At 49.8% G+C, this 26,788-nt stretch carries 22 protein-coding genes and 1 tRNA gene; 5 read left to right on the forward strand and 18 right to left on the reverse strand.

What is annotated here, in order from left to right:
* Window positions 1-84 precede the first annotated feature (84 nt).
* On the reverse strand, window positions 85-963 hold the full coding sequence (locus OCV63_RS05845; protein WP_262670661.1) for an aldose 1-epimerase family protein: 879 nt from the start codon (window positions 961-963) through the stop codon (window positions 85-87).
* Between the two features lie 493 nt (window positions 964-1,456).
* Between OCV63_RS05845 and OCV63_RS05850 the strand changes: the two genes are divergently transcribed.
* From OCV63_RS05850 to OCV63_RS05860, 3 genes are all read left to right on the forward strand, one after another.
* On the forward strand, window positions 1,457-1,705 hold the full coding sequence (locus tag OCV63_RS05850) for a type II toxin-antitoxin system HicA family toxin (RefSeq protein ID WP_158362694.1): 249 nt from the start codon (window positions 1,457-1,459) through the stop codon (window positions 1,703-1,705).
* Window positions 1,706-1,707: 2 nt separating this feature from the next.
* Window positions 1,708-1,917, forward strand: coding sequence for a type II toxin-antitoxin system HicB family antitoxin (locus OCV63_RS05855; protein ID WP_158362696.1), 210 nt, complete (start codon window positions 1,708-1,710; stop codon window positions 1,915-1,917).
* A gap of 45 nt (window positions 1,918-1,962) precedes the next feature.
* A tRNA-Gly gene (locus OCV63_RS05860) sits at window positions 1,963-2,033 on the forward strand.
* Window positions 2,034-2,092: 59 nt separating this feature from the next.
* Here the strand turns inward: OCV63_RS05860 and radA are convergent.
* The 5 genes from radA to OCV63_RS05885 all read right to left on the reverse strand — a co-directional run bounded on the left by radA (window position 2,093) and on the right by OCV63_RS05885 (window position 9,144).
* The gene (gene radA / locus OCV63_RS05865) at window positions 2,093-3,457 is read right to left on the reverse strand and encodes a DNA repair protein RadA (protein ID WP_158362698.1); all 1,365 of its coding nucleotides are present in this window, start codon (window positions 3,455-3,457) and stop codon (window positions 2,093-2,095) included.
* Between the two features lie 21 nt (window positions 3,458-3,478).
* Window positions 3,479-3,892 (reverse strand): endosialidase, encoded by a 414-nt coding sequence (locus OCV63_RS05870; protein ID WP_158362700.1) that lies wholly within the window; start codon window positions 3,890-3,892, stop codon window positions 3,479-3,481.
* Between the two features lie 157 nt (window positions 3,893-4,049).
* A complete protein-coding gene (locus OCV63_RS05875; RefSeq protein ID WP_158362702.1) occupies window positions 4,050-6,497 on the reverse strand; it encodes an ATP-dependent Clp protease ATP-binding subunit in 2,448 nt (815 codons plus the stop codon).
* Window positions 6,498-6,583: 86 nt separating this feature from the next.
* Window positions 6,584-7,762 carry an SH3 domain-containing protein gene (locus tag OCV63_RS05880; protein ID WP_158362704.1) on the reverse strand — a complete coding sequence of 393 codons (1,179 nt, stop codon included), beginning with the start codon at window positions 7,760-7,762 and terminating at the stop codon, window positions 6,584-6,586.
* 140 nt (window positions 7,763-7,902) lie between these two features.
* Window positions 7,903-9,144, reverse strand: a complete 1,242-nt coding sequence (locus OCV63_RS05885) for an AGE family epimerase/isomerase (protein WP_158362706.1) — start codon at window positions 9,142-9,144, stop codon at window positions 7,903-7,905.
* Window positions 9,145-9,210: 66 nt separating this feature from the next.
* Here OCV63_RS05885 and OCV63_RS05890 point away from each other — a divergent pair, with 66 nt between their 5' ends.
* Window positions 9,211-10,032 carry a GntR family transcriptional regulator gene (locus OCV63_RS05890; RefSeq protein WP_262670662.1) on the forward strand — a complete coding sequence of 274 codons (822 nt, stop codon included), beginning with the start codon at window positions 9,211-9,213 and terminating at the stop codon, window positions 10,030-10,032.
* A gap of 59 nt (window positions 10,033-10,091) precedes the next feature.
* On the opposite strand, the gene OCV63_RS05895 is transcribed toward OCV63_RS05890, so the two are convergent.
* The 12 genes from OCV63_RS05895 to OCV63_RS05950 all read right to left on the reverse strand — a co-directional run bounded on the left by OCV63_RS05895 (window position 10,092) and on the right by OCV63_RS05950 (window position 25,157).
* Entirely contained in the window at window positions 10,092-11,219 is a 1,128-nt protein-coding gene (locus tag OCV63_RS05895; protein ID WP_158362708.1) for a DUF362 domain-containing protein, read from the reverse strand.
* A gap of 74 nt (window positions 11,220-11,293) precedes the next feature.
* Window positions 11,294-12,226 (reverse strand): alpha-hydroxy-acid oxidizing protein, encoded by a 933-nt coding sequence (locus OCV63_RS05900; RefSeq protein ID WP_158362710.1) that lies wholly within the window; start codon window positions 12,224-12,226, stop codon window positions 11,294-11,296.
* The gene (locus tag OCV63_RS05905; RefSeq protein WP_158362712.1) at window positions 12,214-13,572 is read right to left on the reverse strand and encodes an MATE family efflux transporter; all 1,359 of its coding nucleotides are present in this window, start codon (window positions 13,570-13,572) and stop codon (window positions 12,214-12,216) included. Before OCV63_RS05905 ends, OCV63_RS05900 begins: the two co-directional genes overlap by 13 nt.
* A gap of 19 nt (window positions 13,573-13,591) precedes the next feature.
* Window positions 13,592-15,082 carry a xylulokinase gene (xylB, locus tag OCV63_RS05910; protein WP_158362714.1) on the reverse strand — a complete coding sequence of 497 codons (1,491 nt, stop codon included), beginning with the start codon at window positions 15,080-15,082 and terminating at the stop codon, window positions 13,592-13,594.
* A gap of 84 nt (window positions 15,083-15,166) precedes the next feature.
* Complete coding sequence (locus tag OCV63_RS05915; protein ID WP_262670663.1) at window positions 15,167-17,638, reverse strand: pyruvate formate lyase family protein; 2,472 nt, start codon at window positions 17,636-17,638, stop codon at window positions 15,167-15,169.
* Window positions 17,639-17,652: 14 nt separating this feature from the next.
* On the reverse strand, window positions 17,653-18,549 hold the full coding sequence (locus tag OCV63_RS05920; protein ID WP_158362717.1) for a glycyl-radical enzyme activating protein: 897 nt from the start codon (window positions 18,547-18,549) through the stop codon (window positions 17,653-17,655).
* 17 nt (window positions 18,550-18,566) lie between these two features.
* Window positions 18,567-19,061 carry a hypothetical protein gene (locus OCV63_RS05925; protein WP_158362719.1) on the reverse strand — a complete coding sequence of 165 codons (495 nt, stop codon included), beginning with the start codon at window positions 19,059-19,061 and terminating at the stop codon, window positions 18,567-18,569.
* Window positions 19,062-19,076: 15 nt separating this feature from the next.
* Window positions 19,077-20,459 carry an L-fucose/L-arabinose isomerase family protein gene (locus tag OCV63_RS05930; RefSeq protein WP_158362721.1) on the reverse strand — a complete coding sequence of 461 codons (1,383 nt, stop codon included), beginning with the start codon at window positions 20,457-20,459 and terminating at the stop codon, window positions 19,077-19,079.
* A 125-nt stretch (window positions 20,460-20,584) separates the two neighbouring features.
* The gene (locus OCV63_RS05935) at window positions 20,585-21,625 is read right to left on the reverse strand and encodes a sugar ABC transporter substrate-binding protein (protein ID WP_158362723.1); all 1,041 of its coding nucleotides are present in this window, start codon (window positions 21,623-21,625) and stop codon (window positions 20,585-20,587) included.
* Window positions 21,626-21,637: 12 nt separating this feature from the next.
* Window positions 21,638-22,597, reverse strand: a complete 960-nt coding sequence (locus OCV63_RS05940; protein ID WP_158362725.1) for an ABC transporter permease — start codon at window positions 22,595-22,597, stop codon at window positions 21,638-21,640.
* Window position 22,598: 1 nt separating this feature from the next.
* Window positions 22,599-24,092, reverse strand: coding sequence for a sugar ABC transporter ATP-binding protein (locus tag OCV63_RS05945; protein ID WP_158362727.1), 1,494 nt, complete (start codon window positions 24,090-24,092; stop codon window positions 22,599-22,601).
* A 9-nt stretch (window positions 24,093-24,101) separates the two neighbouring features.
* Complete coding sequence (locus OCV63_RS05950) at window positions 24,102-25,157, reverse strand: zinc-dependent alcohol dehydrogenase (RefSeq protein ID WP_158362728.1); 1,056 nt, start codon at window positions 25,155-25,157, stop codon at window positions 24,102-24,104.
* 312 nt (window positions 25,158-25,469) lie between these two features.
* On the opposite strand from OCV63_RS05950, the gene OCV63_RS05955 reads away from it, so the two are divergent.
* Window positions 25,470-26,732, forward strand: coding sequence for an ROK family protein (locus OCV63_RS05955; RefSeq protein ID WP_158362730.1), 1,263 nt, complete (start codon window positions 25,470-25,472; stop codon window positions 26,730-26,732).
* The last annotated feature ends 56 nt before the right edge of the window (window positions 26,733-26,788 follow it).

The raw sequence follows: 26,788 nt of genomic DNA on the forward strand, positions 1-26,788 counted from the left end.
ATTCAAAATCATTTATGCCAATGATTTTATTTTTAACTTCTATATTTTATGGTTCTGATAATAATCTCAATTCTAATAGATGCGTTATTTTTCAACCACGATCTCGTAAGCGGTCCGGAAGCTCTTCCCGGCCTCCAGGCTCTGCTCGCCGTATTTATCCTTCAGCTCGCCGGTAAAGCCCTTGTTATCGCAACGGCCCAGCCAGGGCTCCAGGCAGATGAACGGAGCGTTCTTTTGTACCGGAGACCAGATGCCTACGTGCTGCGCGTCCGGGCAAATGAGCGTAACGCGCCCGGTTCCGTCTGCTTCTTCCAGCGTGACCTTCTTGACCTGGCCCTCATCGAAAACCATGGTGTCGGCGTCGAAGGTGTGCTCACCCACCGTGTATACGTGGTCTGTCAGCGTCAACATCACCGGATGCTCCGCATCCGCGGTTCCGGTGGGCAGGTCGATGCCGGTACAGGACAATTTGTCCAAGCCATCGAATACCAGACGGCAGCCCATGACGGAATCCACGTTGAAGGCCGGATGGCCGCCGATAGAGTAATACAGGGTCTTGGTATCGGTATTTTTGACCGTCCACTCTACGCTGATATGATTTTCTGTAAGTCTGTGGGTGACCAGAAGCTCGAAGTTGAACGGGTAATTCTTCTTTGTGATTTCTGTGGATACCAGACGATGCGTCACGGCCTCCGAGCTTAACTCCACGCACTCAAACTCGCTGTCCCGGGCGAAGCCATGGGCGCTCATGGAGTACTCTGTTCCTTCATAATGATAGACGCCGCCGTTCAGTTTACCTACAAAAGGAAACAGAATTGGGGAATGACGTCCCCAGTATTTGGGGTCTGCGTTCCACAGCACTTCACGCTCTTTCTTCTTATCATATACTCTGGAAAGCTCCGCGCCTGCGTCGCTCACCTCTACTACCAGATATGCATTTTCCAGTGTCCGCATTTCTGCCATCTCCATACCTCCTGCCCGGCCATACCGCCGGTTTTTCTTCTCTTTCACCCGCCGTCCCGCTCTGTAAGCCATCCGGCAAAAAAGAGTGTGCATCCCCCGGAGGGGTTTTTGCTCTATAGGAAGCATGACTTTCGTGCTTTCCTGTAACATGGTGTTTCCTATAGAGCAGGATATCATGTCTGGCGACATTATATCATATTCTCCCTTCCTTTTCCAATCCTTACAGTGATTTTCGTTTCTCTTAAGTATTCGTTAAGGAAATCCGTCCTTTTTTTATCATTCTTTTAGAATCTGGACATACTTTGAACACATTTCCTGCGTATAATAAACGTCAGATAGTTGATTAAGACATCACTATCTCCCCCCTCATAAGAAAAAGAAAAGCCGCCCGGTATCCGGGCGGCTTTTCTTGGTTTTCAGGAGAATACTATTTGCATTTTGGGTATGAAAGTGGTAGTATAGACATATCATAAAGAAAGGGGATACCGCTAACGTGGCAACATTAGCAAAGCTAATGCAGGCTACTTTAAGCGGAACACAGGACCGGAATATCCGATTTTCGGACCTGCAGAAAGTACTTACTGCATTTGGTTTTCAATGCAGAATCAGAGGAGACCATTTTATTTACTGGAAAAATGGCATAGATGAAATCATAAACCTTCAACCTGACGGCAGCAAAGCCAAGCCCTATCAGGTCAAACAAATTCGTAACCTGATTTTAAAGTATCATTTGGAGGTGTGAAAATGCCAAAATATGAACGCATTATTTTCTGGTCTGAGGATGACCAAAAATGGCTTGTAGATGTCCCCGAGCTTCCCGGATGCATGGCTGATGGCGACACACCAGCCAAGGCCCTGGAAAATGTCGAAAAGATTATCGCCGATTGGCTTGCTACAGCCAGAGAATTAGGCCGGGAAATCCCCGTCCCCAAAGGCAGACTTGCCGTAATTTAACTAAAAATAACAGGTGCAAAGCTTTCTGCTTAATACCTGCTTTCCGCAGATATAGTTCATCGGTAGAACACCAGCTTCCCAAGCTGGGGAGGCGGGTTCGATTCCCGTTATCTGCTCTACAGGATAGAAAACCTGCCGGATTCCATATCCGACAGGCTTTTTTCTATCCTTATTTTTACGAAATCGCCCTTACCGCGTCCCCGACGCTGCGGACGCCAATGAGACGGACACCCTTCACATCGCCGATCTGCTCCCGGCAGACCTCCGGAAGAATCACTGTGGTGAAGCCAAGCTTCTTCGCCTCCTGGACCCGCTGGGCAGCCTGGCTGACAGCGCGGACCTCTCCGCTCAGGCCCACCTCGCCAAAGGCGAGCACCTTTTCGTCAATGGCCTGATCCCGGCTGCTGGACACGATAGCCAGCACCACGCCCAAATCGATGGCCGGTTCGTTGATTCGGATCCCGCCTGCGATATTCACGTAGACGTCGCTGCCGGAAAGATGCAGATTCAGCCGTTTCTCCAGCACCGCCAGCAACAGATTCACCCGGTTATAATCCATACCCGCTGCGGTACGCCGAGGCATGGCCAGCTGGCTTCGGGCCACCAGAGCCTGAATCTCCAGCAGGATGGGTCTGGTACCCTCCATGGAACAGGCCACGATGGAGCCGGAGGCTTCCTCCGGTCGGCCGTTCAGCATAAACTGGGAAGGATTCTCAACCTCTGCCAGCCCGCTCTCCCGCATTTCAAACACACCAATCTCGTTGGTCGAACCAAACCGATTCTTCACGGCCCGCAAAATTCGATAAGAAGCGTGCCGGTCTCCCTCAAAATACAGCACCGTATCTACCATATGCTCCAGCACGCGGGGACCCGCCACCGTACCTTCCTTGGTCACGTGGCCTACGATGAAGATTGAGATTCCCAGTCCCTTGGCCAGCTGCATCAGCACCGATGTGGACTCCCGGACCTGGGACACGCTGCCCGGGGCGGAGCTTACGTCCTCATTGTACATGGTCTGAATGGAGTCGATGATCACGACCTCCGGCTTATTATTTCGGATCGTATCTCCGATCAGCTCCAGATTCGTCTCACAGAACAGCCGAAGCTTATCGGAAAACTGCCCGATGCGCTCAGCCCGCAGCTTAATCTGCTTTAAGGACTCCTCACCGGAAATGTATAACACCTCATGCCCGTCGTCCGCCAGCTTCTGGCAGACCTGCAAAAGCAGGGTAGACTTTCCGATACCGGGATCGCCGCCCACCAGCACCAGGGAGCCCGGCACGATGCCGCCGCCCAGAACCCGATCCAGCTCCTGCATCCGGGTGGTCACCCGGTCTTCTTCCTTTGTCTCAATCGAAGAAAGGCAGACCGGACCACCGGCTGCCCTTCTTTCGTGTACCTTCGCGGTACTTTTCTTTTCTACCGTTTCTTCTACAAAGGTGTTCCATTCCCGACAGCCGGGGCACTGCCCCATCCACTTGGGGGATTCATACCCACAGCTCTGACAGAAATACACCGTAGAGGTCTTTCCTTTTGCCATGTTCACTCCTGAATCATGCTCTTACGCCTTCTTAATCTTTACCTCAACAGCGTCCTTGCCGCCCAGCTCTACGCTTAAAACCAGCTTGCCGCCCAGGCCTGTAGTAATAGCTCCCGCGCTGACGCCGTCTACGACGGTCAGGTACTCGGTATCATCCTCTAAGCCCAGAGTAATCTGCGCGTCCTCCGGTCCTTCTACCTGAAACTCCACGCTGTCCGCAGTTACTTTAAAATGCTCTACAGCAGTTCCCGGTACGGATTCGTATACAAACAGGTCGTTGCGCTCCAGCTTGGTAATCTCGCGGAAGGTCTTTACCTTGTACAAATCTCCCTGATATTCAAAATCCTGCTTCTTTGTCTTGGAAGCCAGCTCGTAATCTCCAAAGCTGATGCTTCCGTCTTTCTCTGCGCGGATTAATTCTTTTACTACTGCCATTTCTTTTGTCCTCCTGATGGATCTTTCTCTTTAGCCCGCCCATTGCGTGACCGTTTTTTGATATACATGATTATATACGATTCTGATTCGCATTTCCAGAGTAATTTTTATTCCTGCACACAAAGTGTACAGGAATATGCTTCACAATGCACAGAACTTATGATGTGTGTACCGTAAATGCAATCATACCCTTGCGCATGGTCACCACGACCTCGTCGCCCTGTTTTATTTTTCCATCCAGGATCTCGTCGGCCAGCGGATCCTCCACCTTGGTCTGTATGGCCCGCTTCAAGGGTCTTGCGCCGTATTTCACATCGTAGGCCGTATCTACGATATGGCCCTTCACGCTGTCACGCACCTTCAGGGCGATGCCCATCTGGTTCTTGCAGCGTCTAATCAGATCTTTAAAGAGAATCGACACGATTTCCTTCATCTGCTCCTTATTCAGGGCATGGAACACAATGATCTCGTCGATACGGTTCAGGAACTCCGGCTTAAACATCCGGCGCACCTCTTCCATGACACTGTTCTTCATGGCCTCATAATTCTGCTTCTCATCATCCTTAGCCGCAAAGCCCAGCCGTTTCGGGGAAATGATGGAGCCCGCGCCCGCATTGGATGTCATGATAATGACGGTGTTCTTAAAGTCCACAGTCCGTCCCTGGGAATCGGTAATCCGTCCATCGTCCAGCACCTGCAGAAGGATGTTGAACACATCCGGATGGGCCTTCTCGATCTCGTCGAACAGAATCACCGTGTAAGGATTCCTGCGCACTTTTTCAGACAGCTGGCCGCCGTCGTCATGGCCCACATATCCGGGAGGCGCTCCGATGAGCTTGGAGACGCTGTGCTTCTCCATATATTCGGACATGTCCACGCGGATCATGGCCTCCTCCCGGCCAAAGAGCACCTCCGCCAGAGCCTTCGAAAGCTCCGTCTTTCCCACGCCGGTGGGTCCCAGGAATAAAAATGATCCAATGGGCCGGTTCGGATCCTGTAAACCTACCCGGCCACGCCGTACTGCCTTTGCGACTGCCGTAACTGCTTCCTCCTGTGCAATGACACGTTTGTGTAATATCTTTTCCAGTTTCTGTAAACGCTGTGTCTCGGTCTCCGTAAGCCTGTTGACCGGGATCTTCGTCCATTCGGATACGATCTGGGCGATCTCATTTTCCCCGACAATCAGTGTTTTCCGGCTCCGGGCACGTTTCGCTTTCGTGCGCTCTTTCTCAAGCTTCTCTTCGACGGTCTGGCGCTCCGCACGAAGATTCGCCGCCTGCGCGAAATCCTGGTTCCTGATGGCTGCCTCCAGTTCTTCCAACAGCTCGCCGCTTTCCCGCTCCAGCTCCGCAGCCGCGTGAACAGTCTGGTTATCCCCAAGCCTTACTCTGGCCGCCGCCTCGTCCATCAGATCAATCGCTTTATCCGGCAGAAACCGGTCGCTGATGTAACGCTTGGACAGCTTTGCAGCCGCCTCCAGGGCTTCGTCGGTGATCTCCACCTGATGATGCTTCTCATAGCTCTTCCGGATACCCTTCAGAATCTCAATGGTCTCCTCCTCGGTGGGTTCCTCCACGGTAATGGGCTGAAATCTGCGCTCCAGGGCCGCATCCTTCTCGATGTGCTTCCGGTACTCCTCCACAGTAGTGGCTCCGATGATCTGAAGCTCGCCCCTGGACAACGCCGGCTTCAGAATATTGGCCGCGTCCATGGCGCCCTCGGCGCCACCTGCGCCGATCAGAGTATGCAGCTCGTCGATAAAGAGCAGGATATCGCCTGCGCCCCGCACCTCGTCCATGACATTTTTAATGCGCTCCTCGAACTCACCCCGGTACTTGGTGCCTGCCACCATGCCCGAGAGATCCAGGGTCATAAGCCGTTTTCCACGTACCGAGTCCGGTACGGTTCCTTCCACGATCCGCTGGGCCAGCCCCTCCACGATGGCTGTCTTGCCCACGCCCGGCTCGCCGATGAGACAGGGGTTATTCTTTGTCTTGCGGCTCAGGGTCTGAATCAGACGTCGGATCTCCTGCTCCCGCCCCACACAGGGCTCCAGCTTATGCTCGTATGCCAGGAAGGTCAGATCCCGGGTGTACTGCATGAGCGTCGGTGTTCCCCGCCCCTGCATTTTCGCGCTCCGGGCTGCTTCTTCCCGGTAAATCCGGCCCGTTCTGCCCATGGAATCCAGAAGCGCTGAGTAAAGCTCCTTCACATTAACATCCATGGTGTTCAAAAGACGGCTGGCTGCGCATTCCACATCCTTCAGCATGGCAATGAGAATATGCTCGGTTCCGGCCTTTTCCTCATGGAACCGTTCCGCTTCCAGCTGCGCCTCCTCCAGCACCTTCTCGGCTCTCGGCGTAAAACCACTCCGCTCCTGAAGGAGCACGCCGCCCTCCGGTGAAATAAGCTGGCGGATCAGCTCCTCCACTGTACTCTCCTCCACCTTCCGCTCCGCCAGCAGCTCTGCTGCCGCGCAGCCGCCTTCCCGGAGCAGGGCAATCAGGATATGCTCAGTGCCCACGTAATTCTGCCCCAGCTCCGCAGACACCTTTTTCGCCTGCTTCAGCACATGGGCCGCTTTTTCTGTATACTGTTCAAACATGTTGTATCACTTCCTTCTGCCTGTCTATGTAACTGCAAAGTCAGGCGGGGCTTTAGCACCCCGCCTTCTTCCTTTCTTTTGTGTAATTACAGATTCAGATCGTCCAGATCCAGAATCTCGATATCCAGATCCTCGTCTGTATCCTCCGGCTCTGCTGCCTTCTCCGCCTCTTTTTCTGCCTCGTCCAAAGCGCTCAGATCGATCTCTGGCAGGTTAGCCGTCAGGCTCAGGTCCGGCTTTTCTTCCTCATCGTAAGCCGCCTCGTTGTATACCTCGTCATCATAAGCGCTCTCGTCGCTGTCATCCACCCATTTTTTCGGCTTCTCAGCACGTTTCTTTTTCGCAGCCTCCACGAAGTCGTCGAAATCATCCCCGTCTTCGTCCTCGTCGCGCTTTCTGCGTCCGAACAGTCCTCCGCGTTTCTTCTCTCTCGCCTCGTCCTCCTCGAACTCTTCTTCCTCGTCCGGCTCTCCGGAGCTCTCGTCGTCTTCGTCCTCATACTCATATTCCGCATTCCGGCTCTTCACCGCAAACACAATGGTCAGAATTAGAAGAATCGCGCTTAAAACCCCCAGGCCGACCATGATATACAGGCGCTGCTTTAAGGATTTCGCCGAAGTATTCTTTAAGGTCGTCAGCTCGCTCTGCAGGGAATTCACCAGCCCCTGCTGGCTGAACTGTCCCAGATCCTGCTGGAAGGTCTCTTCCGCGGGATCATACCAGTACCAGCCGGCGTTGCCATCCTCACCGGACGCCCAGACCAGATAGAGCTGATCGGTGGCCGTGCTCTGGTATGCGGTATAGCTCTGCTCTCCCACCTGGATGGTGGTCTGCTCCAGAGAATCCGCGCCCGCGTAAGCCTCTGCGGGCTCCTGAATGGTATAAGCTCCTGTGGACACACTTCCGTCCGCGCCGCCTTCGCCCTCCGCAGGCTGTTCCTCTGCAGGCTGTTCCTCCGCCGGCTCTTCGGTCTCCGACACGCTCAGCAGATCCGAACGAATCCAGCCTGTCTTCTGTGCTCCGTCCAGGGTAAAGCTGATCTGATACCAGGTCTTGCCGCCGCTCTGGGTCTCATCGGTAATGTCTACCATGGTATCGATCGGCAGGGAGCAAACCTTCTGTCCCTCTGCGTCCGCCGTAGCCCGCACCCGGGAGCCGTCCGTGGTAATCGTTCCGATCCGGGCCGCCTCTCCGGTAAGCCCCGTACTGAAAATCAGGACGCCCGCTGCCAGCGCAGCCAGTACTCCTGTGTATCTTTTCTTCATCGCTTTATCCTCCATTATCACATGTTGTGTTTCTCTTTCCCTTATCCTCACAATAGTGATTTCATTATAATCGCATTGCCATGCCTTGTCAAATGACAGATTGTGGAGATCAGCATATACCGGGTATTGAACAGTTGAAGTTACAAAGACTTCTTCACTGCCACTGCAATAGATAAACCTGGGGCATAATACGGAATCAAAGTTGCCTGCAGGGCATGATAGATGTCTGATTTACCTGGCCACACGGTTTCCAGAAGATGATTCTCTCTATCTAACTGGTGAAACCAGGAACCATGTACATGATCCAGTACTTTTTCATCCAGATATTTCATAAACTCCGCATAATCCGCAGCATATTTCTCATTTTCAGTCACATGGTAAAGTACTGCAGATGTATTAATCGCCTCTGCAAGTGTCCAGTGCATTCTGTCGTGTACCAGTGGTTTTCCATTCCAGTCTGTAGTATAGACGATTCCCGGCGCGCCGTCTGTATTCCAGGCGTCTTCCACCGCTCTGTTATACAGATTTTCTGCCGCTTCCCTATATGGCGCTGCACCATTCTTATCTCCTTTATAAGTAGAAAGCGCCCACTGGGTAATCAGTCTTGCCCACTCAATTCCATGTCCCGGAGTTGCACCATATGGCTTAAACGGATCGTCCGGACGCTCTTTATTGCATTCCAGATCCGGTACCCAGTCGCTGGAAAAATGCTCAGGAATACGCCAATGATTGTCTTTCGCCCACACAAGGACATGGTCGATAATCCTGCCGGCACGAATACGATAGTTCTCATCTTCTGTTACATCTGCAACTGCCAGAAAAGCCTCAACTGTATGCATATTCGCATTCAATCCACGGTATGGATCAAGCTTTGTAAACTCGGTATTCCAGGTGTCACAGGAAAGTCCTTCTTCTTCATTCCAGAATCTCAAATCATAAAGTGCCAAAGCCTCCTTCAAAAGCCCCTCCGCTCCATCTCTTCCCGCCAATACTCCAGAGGCAGCTGCCAGAATTACAAATGCATGAGCGTAGCACTGCTTCGTGGGGACGATCTTATTTTCTCTTGTAAGGCCAGCATACCAGCCGCCATTCCTGTCATCGTGAAGCTCACCGCGAAGCCCTTTAAGAGCCGCGTCTGCCAGCGCCTCGCTTCCCTCATGTCCCAATATGGAACCAATGCTGTAAACATGTGCCATACGGCTTGTGATCCAGGTCTCGCGGTTCCGGTCTTCCCAGGGAGTTCCATCGTCTCCAAGATAATAAGAGCTTCCTCCCGTTGACGGGAACAGATGTCCGAAATTTAACAGTCCATTTCTTACTTCCCGCAGGAATTCCTGATTTTCTGTTGTGCCAAGCTGATATTTTTTCTCTGTAGCTGCCATTTTTTCTCCTTTATGTTATTATTTTGCTTATTTAAATTTTACTGTTTTTCAAATAAGTAGAAAATCATGAAAAAATATGTTATGATAATGAAAATTCAACGTTATATTACCGTCTCATTTTTAGGAGTTGCCATGATTTTAGAATCGAACCGTATCCAGAAAGATATACCTATTCCTCTTTATTATCAGTTAAAGGAACTGATTCTGTCCGAAATAAAAAACGGAAATTATCCCGGAGGAAGCATAATTCCCACAGAATCTGAAATTTGCTCCTTTTTCCATATCAGCCGTACCACTGTCCGGCAGGCCATCACAGAGCTTGTGCAGGAAGGGCACCTGTACCGCGTAAAAAGCAAGGGTACTTTTGTTGCCATTAAGCCTATCAATCAGGATTTTATCCAAAAGCTTGAAAGCTTTGATGAACAGATACGCCGCTCCGGTTCTATCCCTTCTACAGAAATTTTAGAATTATCCCGACGGACTGCTGATAATAAAGTTGCTGAAAAATTAAATCTGACGGAAGGCGATCCTGTCATTTACCTCTACCGTAAACGCTTTGCCGATAAGCGCCCCATCGTACTGGTAGAAACCTTTCTTCCCTATGACAAATGCTCCTTTCTGTTGACGCAGGATCTAAAACAGACTCCTCTGTACCAGCTTCTTTCTTCCTCGACAGACACGGAAATCTATTTTATCAAACGTCTTGTCGAAGCTGTGGAAGCCAATGCAAATGACGAAAAGCTCATGGGAATCAAACGCGGAAAGCCTATACAATATTTTGAATCTGTCGGCTGCAATAGCGTTGGAGCTCCTATCGAGTTTTCTATTGCCCGTTATCGCGGTGACTATAACCAGTTTGAAGTTACGCTCTTTCTGAAAAACAAATAAATAGGAATCCTCTTGTCCTGGAATTTTATATCTCGGACAAGAGGATTTTTTTGTATTGCCTACATCTCTATCAGCTCGTATTCCCTGCTTCCCAGGCCAATTTCTTCACCATGCTCCAGGCAGCTTTTGTACTCGGAATCTACCGTCGTATTTTCGAAATGATCGTGACGATCGCAGAAGTCTGCTTTCTTCATGTTGTCGGAAAGTACGCTGTTGGGAAGAGGCTGCTGCTTTAAGCACAGATCCGCGCAGGCCTGGTCAAGGGCCAGCGGATCGAAAGAAGCCAGCATTCCCACGTTAGGCAGTATCGGCGCGTCATTTTCCCCATGGCAGTCACAGTAGGGGGACACATCCACGATCAGGGAAATGTGGAAGTTGGGACGGCCGTCTACCACAGCTTTGGCGTATTCTGCCATACGGCAGTTCAGCTCCTTCGTAGCCGCGTCAGTGACGAAGCGGATGGCGTCGAAATTGCAGGCGCCCAGACACCGTCCGCAGCCCAAACAGTTTTCCGCGTTTACCTGCATCTTTTTCGTGGTTTCATCAAACTCCAGTCCCTGGTTCGCGCATTCCCGCATACAACGCTTGCAGCCGCGACAGACCTCCGGGTCGATGGTCGGTTTTCCATTGGAGTGCTGATCCTTCTTGCCGGCCCGGGAGCCGCAGCCCATGCCGATGTTTTTGATGGTACCGCCGAAACCGACGGTCTCATGGCCCTTAAAATGTGTCAGGCTGATGAATATGTCCGCGTCCATAATGGCGCGGCCGATTTTTGCTTCTTTGATGTAGGTACCGCCCTTGACCGGAACCGCGATGTCGTCGGTTCCCTTAAGACCGTCTCCGATGATCACCGGACAGCCTACCGTCATGGGCGTAAATCCGTTTTCCCAGGCGCAGTACATATGCTCGATGGCGTTCTTACGGCTGCCCGGATACAGGGTATTGCAGTCGGTCAGGAAGGGGATTCCGCCCGCCTCCTTTACCATGTCTACCACAGCCTTGGCGTAATTAGGCCGCAGATAGCTGATATTTCCCAGCTCGCCAAAATGTATCTTGATGGCTACGAATTTTCCTTCCATGTCCATAGAGGCAAAGCCGGCTTTTTTCATCAACCGTTTCAGCTTCGTCGGAAGTCCTTCTCCGAGACGTGCCCGGAAATCTGTAAAATACACCTTTGATTTTTCCATATCTTCACTCCCATTTATCAATCTTTCCTGCTAGCTTCTTTCATTCTTTCTGAAGTCTGCACACAAAGATATCCTTACACCACTCTTCTTCCATCTTTAAAACGCAGCACCGTCGCGTCCATTTTATCCAGCGAACCGCATCCCGTATAATTCATCATTTCCGCAAGCTCGCCATTCATTTTTGCAAGGCATGCTTTTACGCCCTCGCATCCCTCTTTTACCAGTCCCGGCATCAGAATCCGGCCTGCAGATACTGCGTCTGCCCCTAAAGCAAGTGCTTTGAATGCATCTACACCGCTATCGATACTACAATCCACAAAAATCTTCATTTTTCTTTCTTTTCCAAGAGCCTCTACAATCTCCGGAAGAATCATCATCGGAGGAATCGCAAAAGGCATACGCGCATGGTGATGACTGACCACAATACCGGCTACTCCCGCTCTCTGGCACGCAAGCGCGTCCTGTACGCTCAAAATGCCTTTCACTACAAAAGGAAGCCCCGTCGCCTTCACATAGTTCTGCAGATCTTCTTCCGTCTGATACGTCATCCAGTTTCCAAAGCAGCAATCATAATCTCCTGTTTCGCCAAACACATGGTCAATATCGATACCTACCGCAAATGCTCCGTTTTTTTCCGCAAATTCCATTCGGTTGTAGATTTCATCTTTATCTGCATAGGGTTTGATAATCCGTATGGTTCTTGCGCCTGTCTTAAGAGCCTGATCAAATTCGTCGTTGGTCATCATGCCCACCCAGTTAACCTGGTTCATTTCCGCAGCTGCCCTGGAATATTCGCAAAGCGCGTTTTCACGTTCGCTGGCAAATGTTTTTAAATGAGAAAATGCCGGCGTCATAATCGGCGAATCAAATTCTTCTCCAAAAAGTTCCATTTTCAAGGACGCCCTTTTTGCCCCTACCAGACGTTCTTCTACAAAAATTGAATCAAAATATTCTCTGGTAAACCGAACAACATTTCCCATGGTATTTCTATCTTTTATCTCTGCCATTCCACTTCTCCTCCGATTTTTTTCTGCAATTTTGTTAATCTGTAGTAATATACCGGTATCAATGGAACCAGGGCTATCGTCCAGGCCGCCGGATCTCCGAAGCAGATTCCAAAGAATCCAAGCTTCGTTCCAATCGTCCCGACCACCAGCAGCCGTCCCAGCAATTCAAAGACGCCCCCAAGCATGGGAAACACACCGTCTCCCAATCCCTGCAGCGCATTTCTGTATACAAAGATAAGTCCCAGCGGAATAAAAAACAAAGTCGCTATATGAAAATACATGTTCAAATACATCTGCACATCGCGATTCGGTTCCGATAAAAACAATAAGCCTGTATACTCTCCGGCAAAGAAACACACAATCATCAAAACGCCAAAAATCAGGATGGTCATCGTGATCGCTTTCCGGACGCCCTGCCGTATTCTTTCTATCTCTCCCGCTCCTGTGTTCTGCCCCACATAGGTGGCAAGGGCTGTTCCGATCGCAACTCCCGGCTGTTGAATCACCTGTCCGACTCTCTGCGCCGCCGCGTATGCCGCTATCGCTGCCGCCCCAAGCCTGTTCAGGGTGGATTGAAGAATCATTCCGCCCAGAGCTGTGATAAAAAACTGCAGCGCCATCGGAATTCCCATTTTCAAAAGGCTCCCTGCACTTTTCACACGAAACGCCCACTCGCCCTTCCGAACCCGCAGCATGGAATACCGCGCAAACACATAGATTCCGCACAGAATTCCGGAGAGCAGCTGGGAAGCAACCGTTGCAACCGCCGCTCCATCTACTCCCATCCCGAAATCCCGAATCAATACAATATCCAGAATCACGTTCAGCACAGATGAGAATATGAGAAAATATAAGGGTGTACGGCTGTCCCCCACGGCCCGGGCTGCTGCTGAAAAAAAGTTATATGCCACACAGGCTCCAAAGCCCCAGAAAAAAATACGGGTATACAGCTCTGTCTCGCCATAGATTTCCTGCGGGATATTCATAAGCTCCAGCAAAAGCGGCAGATATCCCAGGAGAATTCCTGTCATCAACACAGAAAACATAACTGACACGTATGCCGCAACCGCGATATGATGTCTCAGCTCACTCTCCTTCTGGCCTCCATAGCATTGAGAAAAGATAATTCCAAAGCCGCTGGTCATTCCGATAGCCAGTCCCTGTACGCCAAATGTGACAATTCCCACGCTTCCTACTGCAGCAAGGGCATCCACACCCAGATATCTTCCTACCACCATCGAATCCACAATCCCGTATAAATTCTGAAACAGGTTTCCGATTAAAACAGGTATCATAAATTCCACAAGAAGCTTGGTAGGATTTCCTTTTGTCATATTCTGTGCCATACGCGATCCTTTCTGCCTATCAGCCTATCGCATGCATTTCCTCTTTCGTATCCTCATAGAGCTTCTGATAAACAGAAAAGTATTTATCGTACGCGCTCTGATGATCCGATGGTTCCGTCACATTTTTCACCTTTATGTAGTCTGTTGCTTCCCGCAGATCCCGGAACATGCCGACTGCCGTTCCCGCCGCGGCCGCCACGCCAAGAGACGTCGAATCATTGGCTGAGGCCTGTAAAGCCGCCACCGGCGTCTTCCACACATCTGCCAGGATCTGCTTCCACAGCGCAGAATTTGCCCCGCCTCCGATAATCCGGATCTGTCCGCTCTTTCCCTGCGCTTCAAACACTTTTAAAATGCTGTTCAGCGCATACGCGACGCCCTCAAAGGTCGCCCGCATAAAATGCGCCCTTGTGTGCGACATGGACAGTCCGAAAAACATTCCTCTTGCTTTGGCGTCAAAGATGGGGGAGCGTTCTCCATCCAGATAGGGGACAAAAATAAGGCCGTCGCTTCCCGGCGCTATTTTTCCGGCCAGCGCGTTAAATTCGTCCAGGTCCTGCGTTCCAAGTACGTTCATCACCCACTTCAGGGCTCCTCCCGCTGATTGCATGGTTCCAAACAGAGAGCTGTGGATTCCATCCAGGGACATGATATTAAAAATACGCTGTTCCGGATCCAGATACGGCTGCTCTATACACTGCGACAGCCAGGCGGTCGTACCCAGGGAGCAATAAATGTCTCCCGTATTTACATTTCCGGCCCCGATATCCGCACAGGCTCCGTCTCCGCCTCCCGCGATTACCGGAATGCCGGAAGGAATCCCCAGTTCCTTTGCCGCTTCTTCTGTAACATGTCCCACGATTTCCATTCCTGCATGAAGCTCCGGAAGCTTCTCCATCTCAAGCCCCAGCTCCCGATATACCGCGGCGTCATACGCTTTTTTGTGAATATTCATCAGCTCTCCATGGCTTGCGTCTGAATAATCCGTCGTATCGATGTTGCCGGTAAGCCGTGCCGTCAGAAAGTCCTTGGACTGCAGGAATTTTGCTGTCTTACGATAGATCTCCGGCCTTTCTTCCTTAAACCACAGCATCTTGCAGAGAGAAGAGCGGCTGTCCAGTACGTTTCCCGAAATTCGGTAAAGCTCCTCTTTTCCTATCCCTGCTTTTATCGCTTCAAACTGTGCGCCGGCCCTGGAATCCGAATGAATCAGGGCTGCATGGAGCGCCTTGCACTTCTCATCGACCGGGACACATCCCAGCATATGGCCGCTGACACCGATAGCCGCTATCCGTTTTCCCGCGTCCGGCTTCTGTTCCAGCAAAGCCTTTGTAGTTTTGCAGGCACATTTCCACCAGTCCTCCGGGTTCTGTTCGGAAATTCCCGGTTCCGGATGATGCGTATCATAATCGCATTTCGCCGATGCGTAAACTTCTCCGGTTTCCGTTACCAGAGACGTCTTTACACTGCTTGTTCCAATATCATAAGCTAAAATCAATTGACTTCCCATCTGGGTTCCTCCTTTATTCTAAAAACAACAGCAGGCGTACAGAACTCTGTACGCCTGCTGTCAGGTAGTGAAGGTTTCTATCGGTTACATTGCTTCCTGAAGAGTCCGCTCAATAATCTCGTTCTGCAGTTTGTAATCCAGATTTACAAAATATTCACAGTAGCCAGCAATCCGTACTACCAAATCCCGATGTTTTGCCGGTTCCTTCTGGGCTTCCTGCAGGGCTGTAGCATCTACATAATTGAACTGTACTTCTGCTCCTTTTTCTCTGATATAAGTTTCCAGAAGCCGAACCACCGCAGCCGTTCCCTCCTGATCCTTTACCAGAGACGGGCTTATCTTCACATTTAACGCAAATGCTCCTGTAATATCGTCTGTACTCAGTTTGAAAATCGAATTCAGCAACGCGGTCGGTCCATTGCTGTCTCTGCCCTGGCTCGGTCCCGCGCAATCGCTGAGCGCCTCTCCTTTCTTTCTTCCGTTGGGTGTGGCAGGCGTCAGTTCACCAAGCTCGATATGCAGATTGTAGCTGAACACATTGTTTACAAAACGGGCGTTATCCAGCTTATAAATCTCATTCTGCTTCCGCACCTGAGCGGAGTAGGTATTAAAGATCTTCGTCGCAATATCATCCACATAATCATCGTCATTTCCGAAGGTCGGCGCTTTCTCCAGCTTCTTTCTGAGAAGCTCATAGCCTTCAAAATCCGCGTCCATGGCCTCCGCAAGCTGCGCAAGGGTCAGATCCTGCTTTTCAAATACGAATTTTTTGATAACAGAGAGAGAGTCTGTAGCCGTTCCCAGTCCCTGGCCCATGATGGCGATGGGGCTTCCCATCAGGGTTCCGCCCTGGAAATAATCCAGTCCTTTTTCCAGGCAGCCTTCGACTAACGCAGACGCAAAGGGATCCTGACTTCCCTGCCGTTCTACTTTCAGGAAGTCTGCGCCAGCCTTTCCGCTGTTATCTACTTCCTGACGGAGCTCTGTCAGATATTCCTCCAGGAATTCGTCAAAATCTGCATACGTTTTGCCGCTTGCTGCCGCCGCATGCACCTGATCTGCCAGAATCTCCGGGAAGCTCAGCATACCTCCTGTCACCCAGTTTGCGTCTTTTCCTTCGATCATGATTTCTGTACAGCCCATGTTATAATAATTCCGTGCCGCCTCAAGGGGAACGCCTACACTCATCAGGTTCGGAATCCAGACACTGTCGTTCAGCACCAGAGGCTGGCCGCAGCCTGCCTTCACTGTACGAATAACCTCTTCATAAAGCCACTTCGGTGTTTTCTCCGGATTCAGACGAGCAGACATGTTCGGATAAGGCATTGCCAGAAATGTCATGACCTCCAGGCAAAGCTTTGTCAGCTCGTTGGCTCCGTTTTCGCCCTCTGTGGTAACGCCGCCCACGCACAGGCTCTGCACCGTACGCATCTTCGGCTCGTTCAGCTTCAGATAGAGCGCACACATCCACTCAAAGGCCTTTTCTTCCGTCAGTCTTCCTTCTTCCATATCCTTCTCATAGAAGGGATACATATACTGGTCGAAGCGTGCCAGAGAAAGAGCGGAGCCTCCCTCCAGGTTGCCGATAAGCTGGGTCAGCCATACCAGCTCCAGGGCCTCCACAAAGGTGTCCGGCTTTTCTGTGGAAACTTTCTTCATGATCCGGGCCATTTCCAGCAGTTCTTCCTTTCGAACGGAATCTGCTGTTTTTTCTGCCTCCGCTTCTACTGCAGCCGCGTACTTCCGGATATAATGGATCACTGCTTCCACCGCAATCTTGGTGGATTCATAGAAGACCTTTTTGTCCTCGTCCTGTGCCTTTTCCAGTTTCTCGTTGATTTCATCCAGAATGTCCTGATATCCGCGCTTTACCAGATCCTTATAATTCAGATTGGTATGGTTTGCAACCTTCCAGTTAATCTCATGCAGCGCGTCCGTCGTCTCTTTTCCGTAATCATAGGTAAAAGTAAGCTCCAGAACCTTGCCGACCTCATAGGGCTCATACTTTCTGTCTGCCCGCTCCTCATTCAGCGTCTTGATCAGCTTCTGAAGAATATCAAAGGGAATCGACGCGTCGTAATGGTCTCTGGCCATCAGGGAACCGAAACGCATCTTGCCGGAGTTCGCATTTTCCTCAAATGACATATTACCTTCTCCGTCACTCATGTGACTTCTGGACTCCCGTTCTTCCTGCTCGCCCCGTGTCGCCTCATGGGCGTCCAGGGCTTCCACAGCCATTTTATAATAATCTTCGTAGGTCAGCTTATTTCTCTCTTCGTCTACCGGCCACATACCTGTCACAGACCCAATGAGCTGCTCTGCTTCATAGATCGGGAGCTCTATATGATCCAGATGGTACGCAAAGCCCTTCGCGCGGCGGATTGCCGTAGGCTCGCCCTTGGTTGCCTTTATGGATGCAGCCATATTGGTATAAAGCAGCGTCTGCCGAAGTCCCGCGTCGTTTAAATCCTGTACCACCTTCCGCATGGCCTCGATTCTTTCTGTGCCGCGTCCCTTAATTTCTTTTACAGAACTGATTCTTGTCAAATCCCTCATCGTTTTTCCTCCTCTCAATCTGCATTCACCAGGCGTCCTCCCTGGCTCCAGATATAATTTTTCCATTCTGCTACTGTTTCGTTGGATGGCATCTCGAATTCTTCACTTTCGATGCCGATTCTCGCCGCCTTTGACACTCCCAGCTTATGATAAGGCAAAATCTCCGCCCCTTCTACGTCCGGAAGTTCCTTCGTCAGCTCCGCAATTTTGTTAAAATGATCCTCTGTATCATTCACGCCCGGAATAATCGGACAGCGAATTCGAAGCTTAGCACCGGAAGCATAAAGCCGTCTGATATTTTCTTCGACCTTACTGTTATCTCCGCCCACATATTTTTTGTAAACTTCCGGATCCGTCACCTTGTAATCAATTAAGAAAATATCCACATAGGGAAGTACCTCTTCATAGTATTCCCAGGGAAGGGTTCCATTGGTCTCCAGCGCCGTGTTCACGCCTTCCGCTTTCACTCCTTTTAGAATCGCTGTCGCGAATTCCCGCTGCATCAGGGCTTCTCCGCCGGATAAGGTAATTCCTCCCTCTCCTGTAAAATAATGCTTGTCACGGAGAAGCTGCTTAACTGCTTTTTCCGATGTAATCCGCTCGCCCAGGACCTCCAGGGCCTCTGCCGGACAGATTTCCACGCATTTTCCGCAAAACTGACAGAGCGTCCGGTCTACCTTATGTCCTTCCTCCGTAAAAGTATGTACCTTCTGCGGACAGACTGCTTCACAGCCTCTGCAGCCGATGCATTTGGATGCGTTATAGGAAAGTATCTGACGCAGAGGAATTCCCTCCGGATTATGACACCAGACACAATTCACATTGCACCCTTTCAAAAATATAGTCGTCCGAATTCCCGGTCCGTCGTGGATGGAAAATCTCTGAATTCCAAAAACAATTCCTTCTGCCATCTGAGCTCCTCCCTGCCCTATACTTCTACTTTGATATAATCCTTTTCCTCAAAGCTTCCGCCTTTGAAATCTGTCGCAAAGGTTCTGCCCGGAAGCTCACAGAGAATCGTCGCCTGCTCCTTATCCACTACAAACTGCGTTCCATGCAGTACGCCCGGCTTCAGCTTGACAAAGGTTCCCGCCGGTACCACGAATGCCTCGATACACTCCGGTCCAATTTCCCCGAAGCCCCAGCCCGCGTAAATAACGATGTCCGCGTCAATAGGAAGCAGGCCTTCGCAGGTATAATCGTGGTATTCATAATTGGTTATGATATTTTCTCTTTTCTTCACCTGGCAGATACATACGGAAGGCGGATTGTTGTTTCCCATGGGAAGGGTTAATGCATCCGGGAAAAACGCCGATTCGGTCCCGGCTCCAAAGCCCCAGCAATCCGGATGAAACATATCCACAATCTCTCCGTAGCTTCTGAAATTCTCTCTTGTAATGGGTTTTGCCTGAATGGTTCTCATCCGTGTTTCTCCTTCCTACAGACCTTTTATCTGATTCTTTCCCGGTGTATCGTAGGTTACGTTCAGATATCTTGCCGCTTCCTCCAGCGCTCTTGCGTAGGAGCCGTACATACCGCCTACATGATGGATATAGGGGCCGAATACCAGCTTCTCTTCCCACTGCTCCCAGTTATCCGTCTCAAACCATACGTAGGTTCCGGTGGTCTCCGGTCCGTCGGTAGCCTTTCCTTCTCCGGCAAACAGCACATATTCTCCGCCGATGCTGTCGAAGCGGCATACGGTAATCTCGCCCTTTTTCAGTTCCCAGCGTCCGTTGAACGCGTCGATTCCTGCCTTCTTCTCCGGATCCCGCAGGGAATAGGGGAAGGGTCCGCAATGCCATAACAGCTCCGCGTTATCGTTTTCCGGATGACGGATGGTCAGATCCGCAAAGAACTGTGCCGTGTCGCCCAGACAGCAGGCATTCATAATCGCCAGGGTTACTGCTCCGCTTACGTCTCCCTCGCAGGAAACCGGAAGTCCCCGATCACTCAGTTCACCGATACTGATACAGGGAAGTCCCTTCAGCTCTTCCATTCTGGTCCAGCACTCCATGGAAGCAGCGGTACAATCCTTTTCCCGAATCGCCTTTTCCATCGCCATGGTCATGGCACAGGTCCATACCACCTGTTCCTCGTTCATATTTCTTACGAACGCCATTCTGCCCTTGAACTCTTCTACGTATTTTCTGAGTTCCTCGCCGTTCTCTTCCACAATCTGCTTCGTATATCCGGCAATCGTCGTTATCGCGATCGGAACCAGCTGCACTCCAAACTTCTCCAGCAATTCCCCTTCATTGGAAATAACGCTCATGAACGGCTCCGGACGGCTTCCAATCTGCGCGATGCGAAGTCCCTTCATCGCTTTTACCGCCATTGCTGTGCGGATAAAGGTCTCATATCCATCTGTAAATTTCTTACTTTTTGCGGGACTATTCACAATATAGCTGAATTTCACGCCGCTCCGGCTCAGCACCTTAGTCGCCGCGATGATTCCGCACTGGGTATCTCTTCCTCTGCTGACATCGGTATTCGGGATGGTATCCCGCGGTCCCCATACAAGGGTCGGAACCTGGAACTGAGAAGCGATTCCTGCCGCTACGCTTTCCTCGCCAAAGTCACAGAACGGAAGAAACAGTGCATCGATTCTCGCATCCTTAAATTTATCTACAGCCTTTTTTACGGTCTCATATTCAAACGCAATTCCATTCTCACATAAATCGTCAATATCTACAATCTCTACTGCATCCGGGCGGATTCCCCTGATGACTTCCATAAAAATATCTTTCTGCTCCTTGGCCGCTTCCATCGGAAGGAAGAAACGCTTAATGGGGGCCACGCCCAATACTAATTTTTTCATACCCCTATCTCCTTTTCGCCTTTCGCTCTGTCACAACTCTTTTTATTTTAAAACGGAGACACCCACAGGGGTGTCTCCGTTTCCGCCTCGTTCTTTTCTCTATTCGGTTTTTTCAGTTCTTTTCCTTACTGCGCCATTCCGTTCTCTTCGTAATAGGTAAGGAACTCATCTACGTTGGAAGAATCAATATAAGAAGCTCCAAAGGTCAGATCCTCTGTGTCGGACGGTTTCATCTCGCCGCTCTCCAGCTTCTGGATTCTTGTAAGTACTGCATCTGCGTAATCATTGGAATTCTGATATGCGGACGCCTGGATGCTGCCTTCCTTGATGGCCTTGCAGCCCTGGTACAGTCCGTCGATACCGTATACCAGAACGTGATCCTTGTCTGCCGTCATACCTGCGCCGCGCAGCGCCTCGATTGCGCCCAGGGCCATATCGTCATTCTCAGAGATAACGCCGTCAATCTTATCGCCGTAAGCGGTAATCCAGTCCTCCATACAGGTCATCGCGTCTGCCTTCTGGAATTTCTGGAACTTCTCTGCCAGAACTGTAATATCGTCACGGCCTGCCTCTTCCAGTGCCGCATGGAAGCCTTCTCCTCGGAGAACGGAGCCTGAATAACCTTCCACGCCGCGGAGGATTACAATATTCGCATTCTCAGGAAGCTGCTCAGCTGCTTTTTTTGCTGCCAGATATCCCAGGTCATACTCCGAACATACCCAGGTGGATATCACGTCATGATTCTCTTCGATATCAATCGCATACATTACAACACTGGTTCCGCTGTCCATCAGCTTCTTGAAAGCATCTACCTGAGCTACATTTCCTGAATAGAGAACCAGGCCATAATCTCCGGCAATCTGAATCTGCTCCAGACACTCCAGTCCCTTTGCGTCGTCGTTTTTAGTATCAAACAGATCTATGGTATAGCCATTTTCCTTTAACTTTTCCTGTGCTGTCACCGCCGTCTGATGATGCCATGCGTCAGACTGGTTACATACCCACGCAATCTTCGTTCCCGCCAGCTCCGCTGCCGCGCCAGAACCTCCATCCTCTGTGGTGGCTGCCGCTGTGTCAGAGGATGGAGTCTCACTCTTTCCTCCACAGCCTGCCAGCATACCGATTACCATAACTCCTGCTAAAAGTAACGCAATTCTCTTTTTCATACTCTTCCTCCTTTATGATGATGTACGTTTTGAACGGGTGAAAGTATCCAGACCTACAGCAAGAACTATTACGAGGCCATTTACCACCTGCTGCATATATGAATTCACTCCCATCAGGTTCAATATATTATTAATGATACCAATTACAACCGCACCGATAACCGCTCCCCACGCATTACCGGTACCTCCCGCGAAACCGATACCACCAATAACCGCCGCTGCAATTCCCTGGCCCTCATAGCCCTGCGCTCCTGCCGGAGTTCCCGCGTTAATTCGGGAGCAGTATACAATTCCTGCCAGGCCTGTGAAGGCGCCTGCAACCAGATAAGCCAGAATGGTATATTTACGAAGATTGATACCGGAAGCTCTGGCTGCTTCCCGGTTGCCGCCTACCGCATAGAAATTACGTCCCAGACGCGTTTTATCCAGAATCACCCAGAAGATAACCGCGCAAACCATCATGATAATGACCGGGTTCGGGATGGGTCCCACATATCCCTGTCCAAGTGCCTTGAAATTCTCGCCTGTTTCGGAGATTGTCATACCGTCTGTCAGCAGGTAAACTGCTCCACGTACAGACATCTGCATACCCAATGTCGCCACAAATGGCGGAATATTGAAATAAGCTACAATGATACCAGAGATCAGGTTAATCACCACGCCTATCAGGATTGCCACAATCACCGCCAGAATCAAAGATCCGGTTCCCACATATACAAATATGGAAAGGCAGCCCGCAAATACCAGCGTGGACGCCGCAGCCAAATCCAAGTTGCCTGAAATAATACAGACAGACTCTGCGAAAGCAAGCAGTGCATATACCGATACCTGGCGAAGAATATTGATAATATTATCTACCGTCAGAAACCTGTCATTGATAAATGCACAAATAATCATAAAAACCAAGGTAATAACATAAATACTGTATTGTGTCACAAAATTGACAGCCTGCTTACTGTTTATTTTCGCCATTCTAGTGTCCTCCTGTCGCCAGTTGCATAACGCTTACCTGACTGATATCTTCATTTTCCAGTTCCCCTTTGATCTCACCCTCTGCCATAACGTAAATCCGCTTACACATACCAATCAGCTCCGGCAGCTCGGACGAAATCATAAGCACAGCCATTCCTGCCTCAGCCATTTCATTCATCAGTTCATAGATTTCATATTTGGCTCCCACATCAATGCCTCGCGTGGGCTCATCCAGTATCAGAACCTTCGGATTCGACATCAGCCACTTTGCCAGCACCAGCTTCTGCTGATTTCCGCCGGAAAGCGTGTAGGCATCCACATTCATACTGTTCGCCTTGATTCGAAGGCGTTTGAAATAATCCTGTACCTGTTCCTTTTCCTTTTTCTTATTAAGAAAGCCAGCTTTGCAGAGACTTTTCAAGTTTGGAAGTGAAATATTTTCTTTGATACTTCTACAGGGGATAATTCCGTATTTTCTTCTGTCCTCGGTAGCCATCACCAGACCGTTGTTAATTGCCTCCTTCACCGTCATGCTGGTGTAGGTTTTTCCATCCAGTACCAGCTCCCCTGACTCAAAGGGATCCAGGCCGCAGATAGCGCGTACGGTTTCGGTTCTTCCTGCTCCTACCAGTCCGGCCATTCCCACGATTTCTCCGGCCCGCAGCTTCAGGTTAATATTGCGGCTGGTTCTTCCTGCATTCAGATCCTTTACTTCCAGCAGGACTTTCCCGGGTTCTCCCTTTTTCACCGGGTAGATATTCTCCACCGCCCGGCCTACCATCGCGGAAATAACCTTCTTTTCATCGAACTCACTGATCGGTCCTGTCTGGACGCTGTGGCCGTCTCTCATAATCGTGATATAGTCGCTGAGTTCAAAAACCTCTTCCATTTTATGGGAAATATAGATCACAGCGCAGTTGTTTTTCCGAAGCTCATGAATCTTTGCAAACAGTCTTTCTGACTCATGCTGTGTCAGGGAGGAGGTCGGCTCATCCATGATTACGATGTTCGCGCCCTTATTGGTCGCCTTTGCAATCTCAATCATCTGCGCGTCTGAAATGGGAACCTCTGCCATTATCGTCGTCGCTTTTACATGGATACCTTCCCTGTCCAGAAGCTCCTGCGCTTCCCGGTTGATTTTCTTCCAGTCTACCAGTCCCAGCTTGGTCGTCGGATGATGGCCCAGACACAGGTTTTCCGCTACCGTAAGTCCCGGCACATAGACCAGTTCCTGAAAGATCATGGCGATTCCCAGCTTCTCCGCCATACCCGGAGAGGTGATATTTTCTACCTTTCCATGTACCGCGACGGTTCCCTCGTTCGCCTTGTGCATTCCGTTGATTACTTTCATCAAGGTCGATTTTCCGGCTCCGTTCTCACCTACGAGAGAATGAACCGTACCCTTCTTTACCCCGAAGCTTACATGATCCAGAGCTTTCACGCCCGGAAATGTTTTTGTTATGTTGGACAGCTCCAATGCATATTCTTCACTCATAGGCGCTCCTTACTCCATTGTAAAAATCACTTTATATGCTTCCCGTTTCTTAATCATTTCCACGCCCTTTTCCGCTTCATCAATCGGCAGTACATGGCTGTAGAATTCTTTCGGGTCTACTTTTCCTTCTCTGATTAATTCTAATATTTCCTCATGCTGACGGTGCTCATGATAAGGCCAGTTCAGCATCTGGAGTCTTACATTGTTCGGTAAATCCTGCAGATCCAGTGTGGAATGTCCTTTATGCAATACGCCGTAGATACCTACCAGTCCGCCCGGAACCAGGAACTTTGCTCCCTGTTTGATGATGTCTACGCTTCCTACCGCATCCACTACTACGTCAAATCTTCTATCTCCTATCGCTTCCTCTACATTTTCTGTATGGGAATTTACTGTCATGTCTACCTTTGCCAGGTTTTTAATACGAGCCAGTCGCTCGTCGTGATGTCCGATATTTCCTACCCATTCTGCTCCCAGACATTTCGCGAAAATCGATAAGCCCAACGCTACAGCGCCATCTCCGAAAATCAATACCCGGGAACCCTTTTTCACGCCGAAATTTTTCAGCGCACTGTAGTTTTCCTTCAGGGTCAGAATCATAACCGCATCCGGATCTGACATTCCTTCCGGAATCGGTTTCGTCAGGAAATCGATGGGGTCATCCAGATTCTTTGTAAATTCATACTCTGATTTTAAGCCATCCTCAAAAATCGCCTGTGCGTCAAAGGTCACGCAATAGCCGTTCATGCCGCCCCAGTTATTGTGGTAGCCCTCTACCGGAAGGCCGATGGGACAAGTAACCCGATCACCTACCTTATAATTCCGGACCTTGCTTCCCACTTTTTCGATGACGCCGACACCCTCATGTCCCACCAGCGTCGGATACTCAATCGGCATCTCGCCCACGCTTCCATAACCGATAATTTTCAGGTCTGTGCTGCTGCAAAGACCGCAAGCCGTCACGCGTACCAGACATTCATAATCATCTGTAATGTCCGGAGCCGGAACCTCTACCACTTCTACTGTTCCATCCCCCTTGGCACACACCGCTTTCATCTTTTTCATATCGTACCTCCTTTTTGTTTTTTTGTTTTCCTGTCTTTTTGTTTTTCTAAGGTTATTATATGGTTCTTTCTTCAGTTTGTCAATATAGTTAGTCAATTAAATTGTCTAATTCATCAGTTTTACTAAATATCTGCGCATATTTTGTGCATATTTTCTAATCCACTTTGATTATCCTTCTTTATTTTATTTTAATTTCTGTTTGATTTCTTTTTAGTTTGTCAACTTTGTTATTTTTTTGTTGACTTTTTTCACATCTGAGTGGATAATAAAAGAAACAACAGGTTATATTCCTTGAAGAAAGAGGATTCTGCTATGAAAAAACCCATTGGAGCAAAACCCGGCGATCTGCGCCGCCAGAATTATCAGGCCATTTTACAGCTTTTCCGGGATAAGGACCAGCTTGCTGTACGTGATATCATGGAAGTCGTTTCCCTCAGTAAAACAGCTATCACCAACATCCTTACTAATTTAATCGAGATGGGTACGATCCATTCTATCGGGAAAGGCGATTCCACCACGCAGGGAGGGAAAAAGCCGGAGCTTTATGCACTGAATCCCAATTACAGATATTCCATGACGGTATTTTTTTCTCAACACTCCTGCTTTTGCCAGATTTATAATTTGAATTATAACTGCATCGCCGAGCTGTACCAGAAAAGCGAATCCGGAACGGAATATACCTATCCCGAGGCTCTCTCTGTCATGGTTGCCCAGATACAGACGCTTTTAGCACAGACCCGCCTTACGGAAGATCAGTTATGCGGCATCGTGTTCCACTGCCCGGGTATTGTTCTCAGTCAGGAAGGAATTATATCCCGGCCGATTCTGGATCCCGGCTGGCCCTCCAATCTGCATGTGATCGAAGATTTGCGGCGGCTGCTTCCGTTTTCCGTCCCTTTCTATCTGGATAACTCAAGCCGTTACTACGGCTATTATGAATTATTAAATCATCCCATCCGACGGACGCAGAATATTGTAACCATCTTTTCCAGCACTACTGTCGGAGGCAGTAATATCCGTATGGGACATCTGAACCACGGGCTTACCGGACTGGTGGGAGAGTACGGACATATCACGACGGATTATACCTTCGCAAGGCGCTGCAAATGCGGAAATTATGGCTGCTTTGAGACCGGCGTCGGTACCGATTATGTCATTCCCCGGATCCAGAAGGAGCTGAAATTACACACACAGTCCTTGCTGAAGCAGGATATTTCCTCCCTCACCATGCATGACATCTTTCTGGCTGCCAACGCCGGCGATCATTTTGCCCAGAAGCAGTTGGATTTTCTTATCCAGCAATTTTCCATCCTGCTCTATAACCTGCAGATTGCCTATGACCCCAACGAGATTATCATTCAGGGAGAATACGCCGAATCCGAAGGGTATTTTCAGGATAATCTCCGCAAGACGATTCAGCTGCTCTCTCTGCATAACATTCAAAATGAAGTAAAACTCACCTTCAGCTTTTCCGGCAGAGGATCCACGCCGGAATTCTGCCTTCCCTATGCTATGATGGGCGCGTCTCTTTTCTGCTTTGATCGGTATTTCAGTCAGCTGGATTTTCATCTGTAAAAAGAGTACGCATCTTTGCAAGCTCTGCTTGTTTTTATGGAATAAGGGCGCCGCAA

The organism is Laedolimicola ammoniilytica, from assembly GCF_025567165.1.
Classification (GTDB): domain Bacteria; phylum Bacillota; class Clostridia; order Lachnospirales; family Lachnospiraceae; genus Laedolimicola; species Laedolimicola ammoniilytica.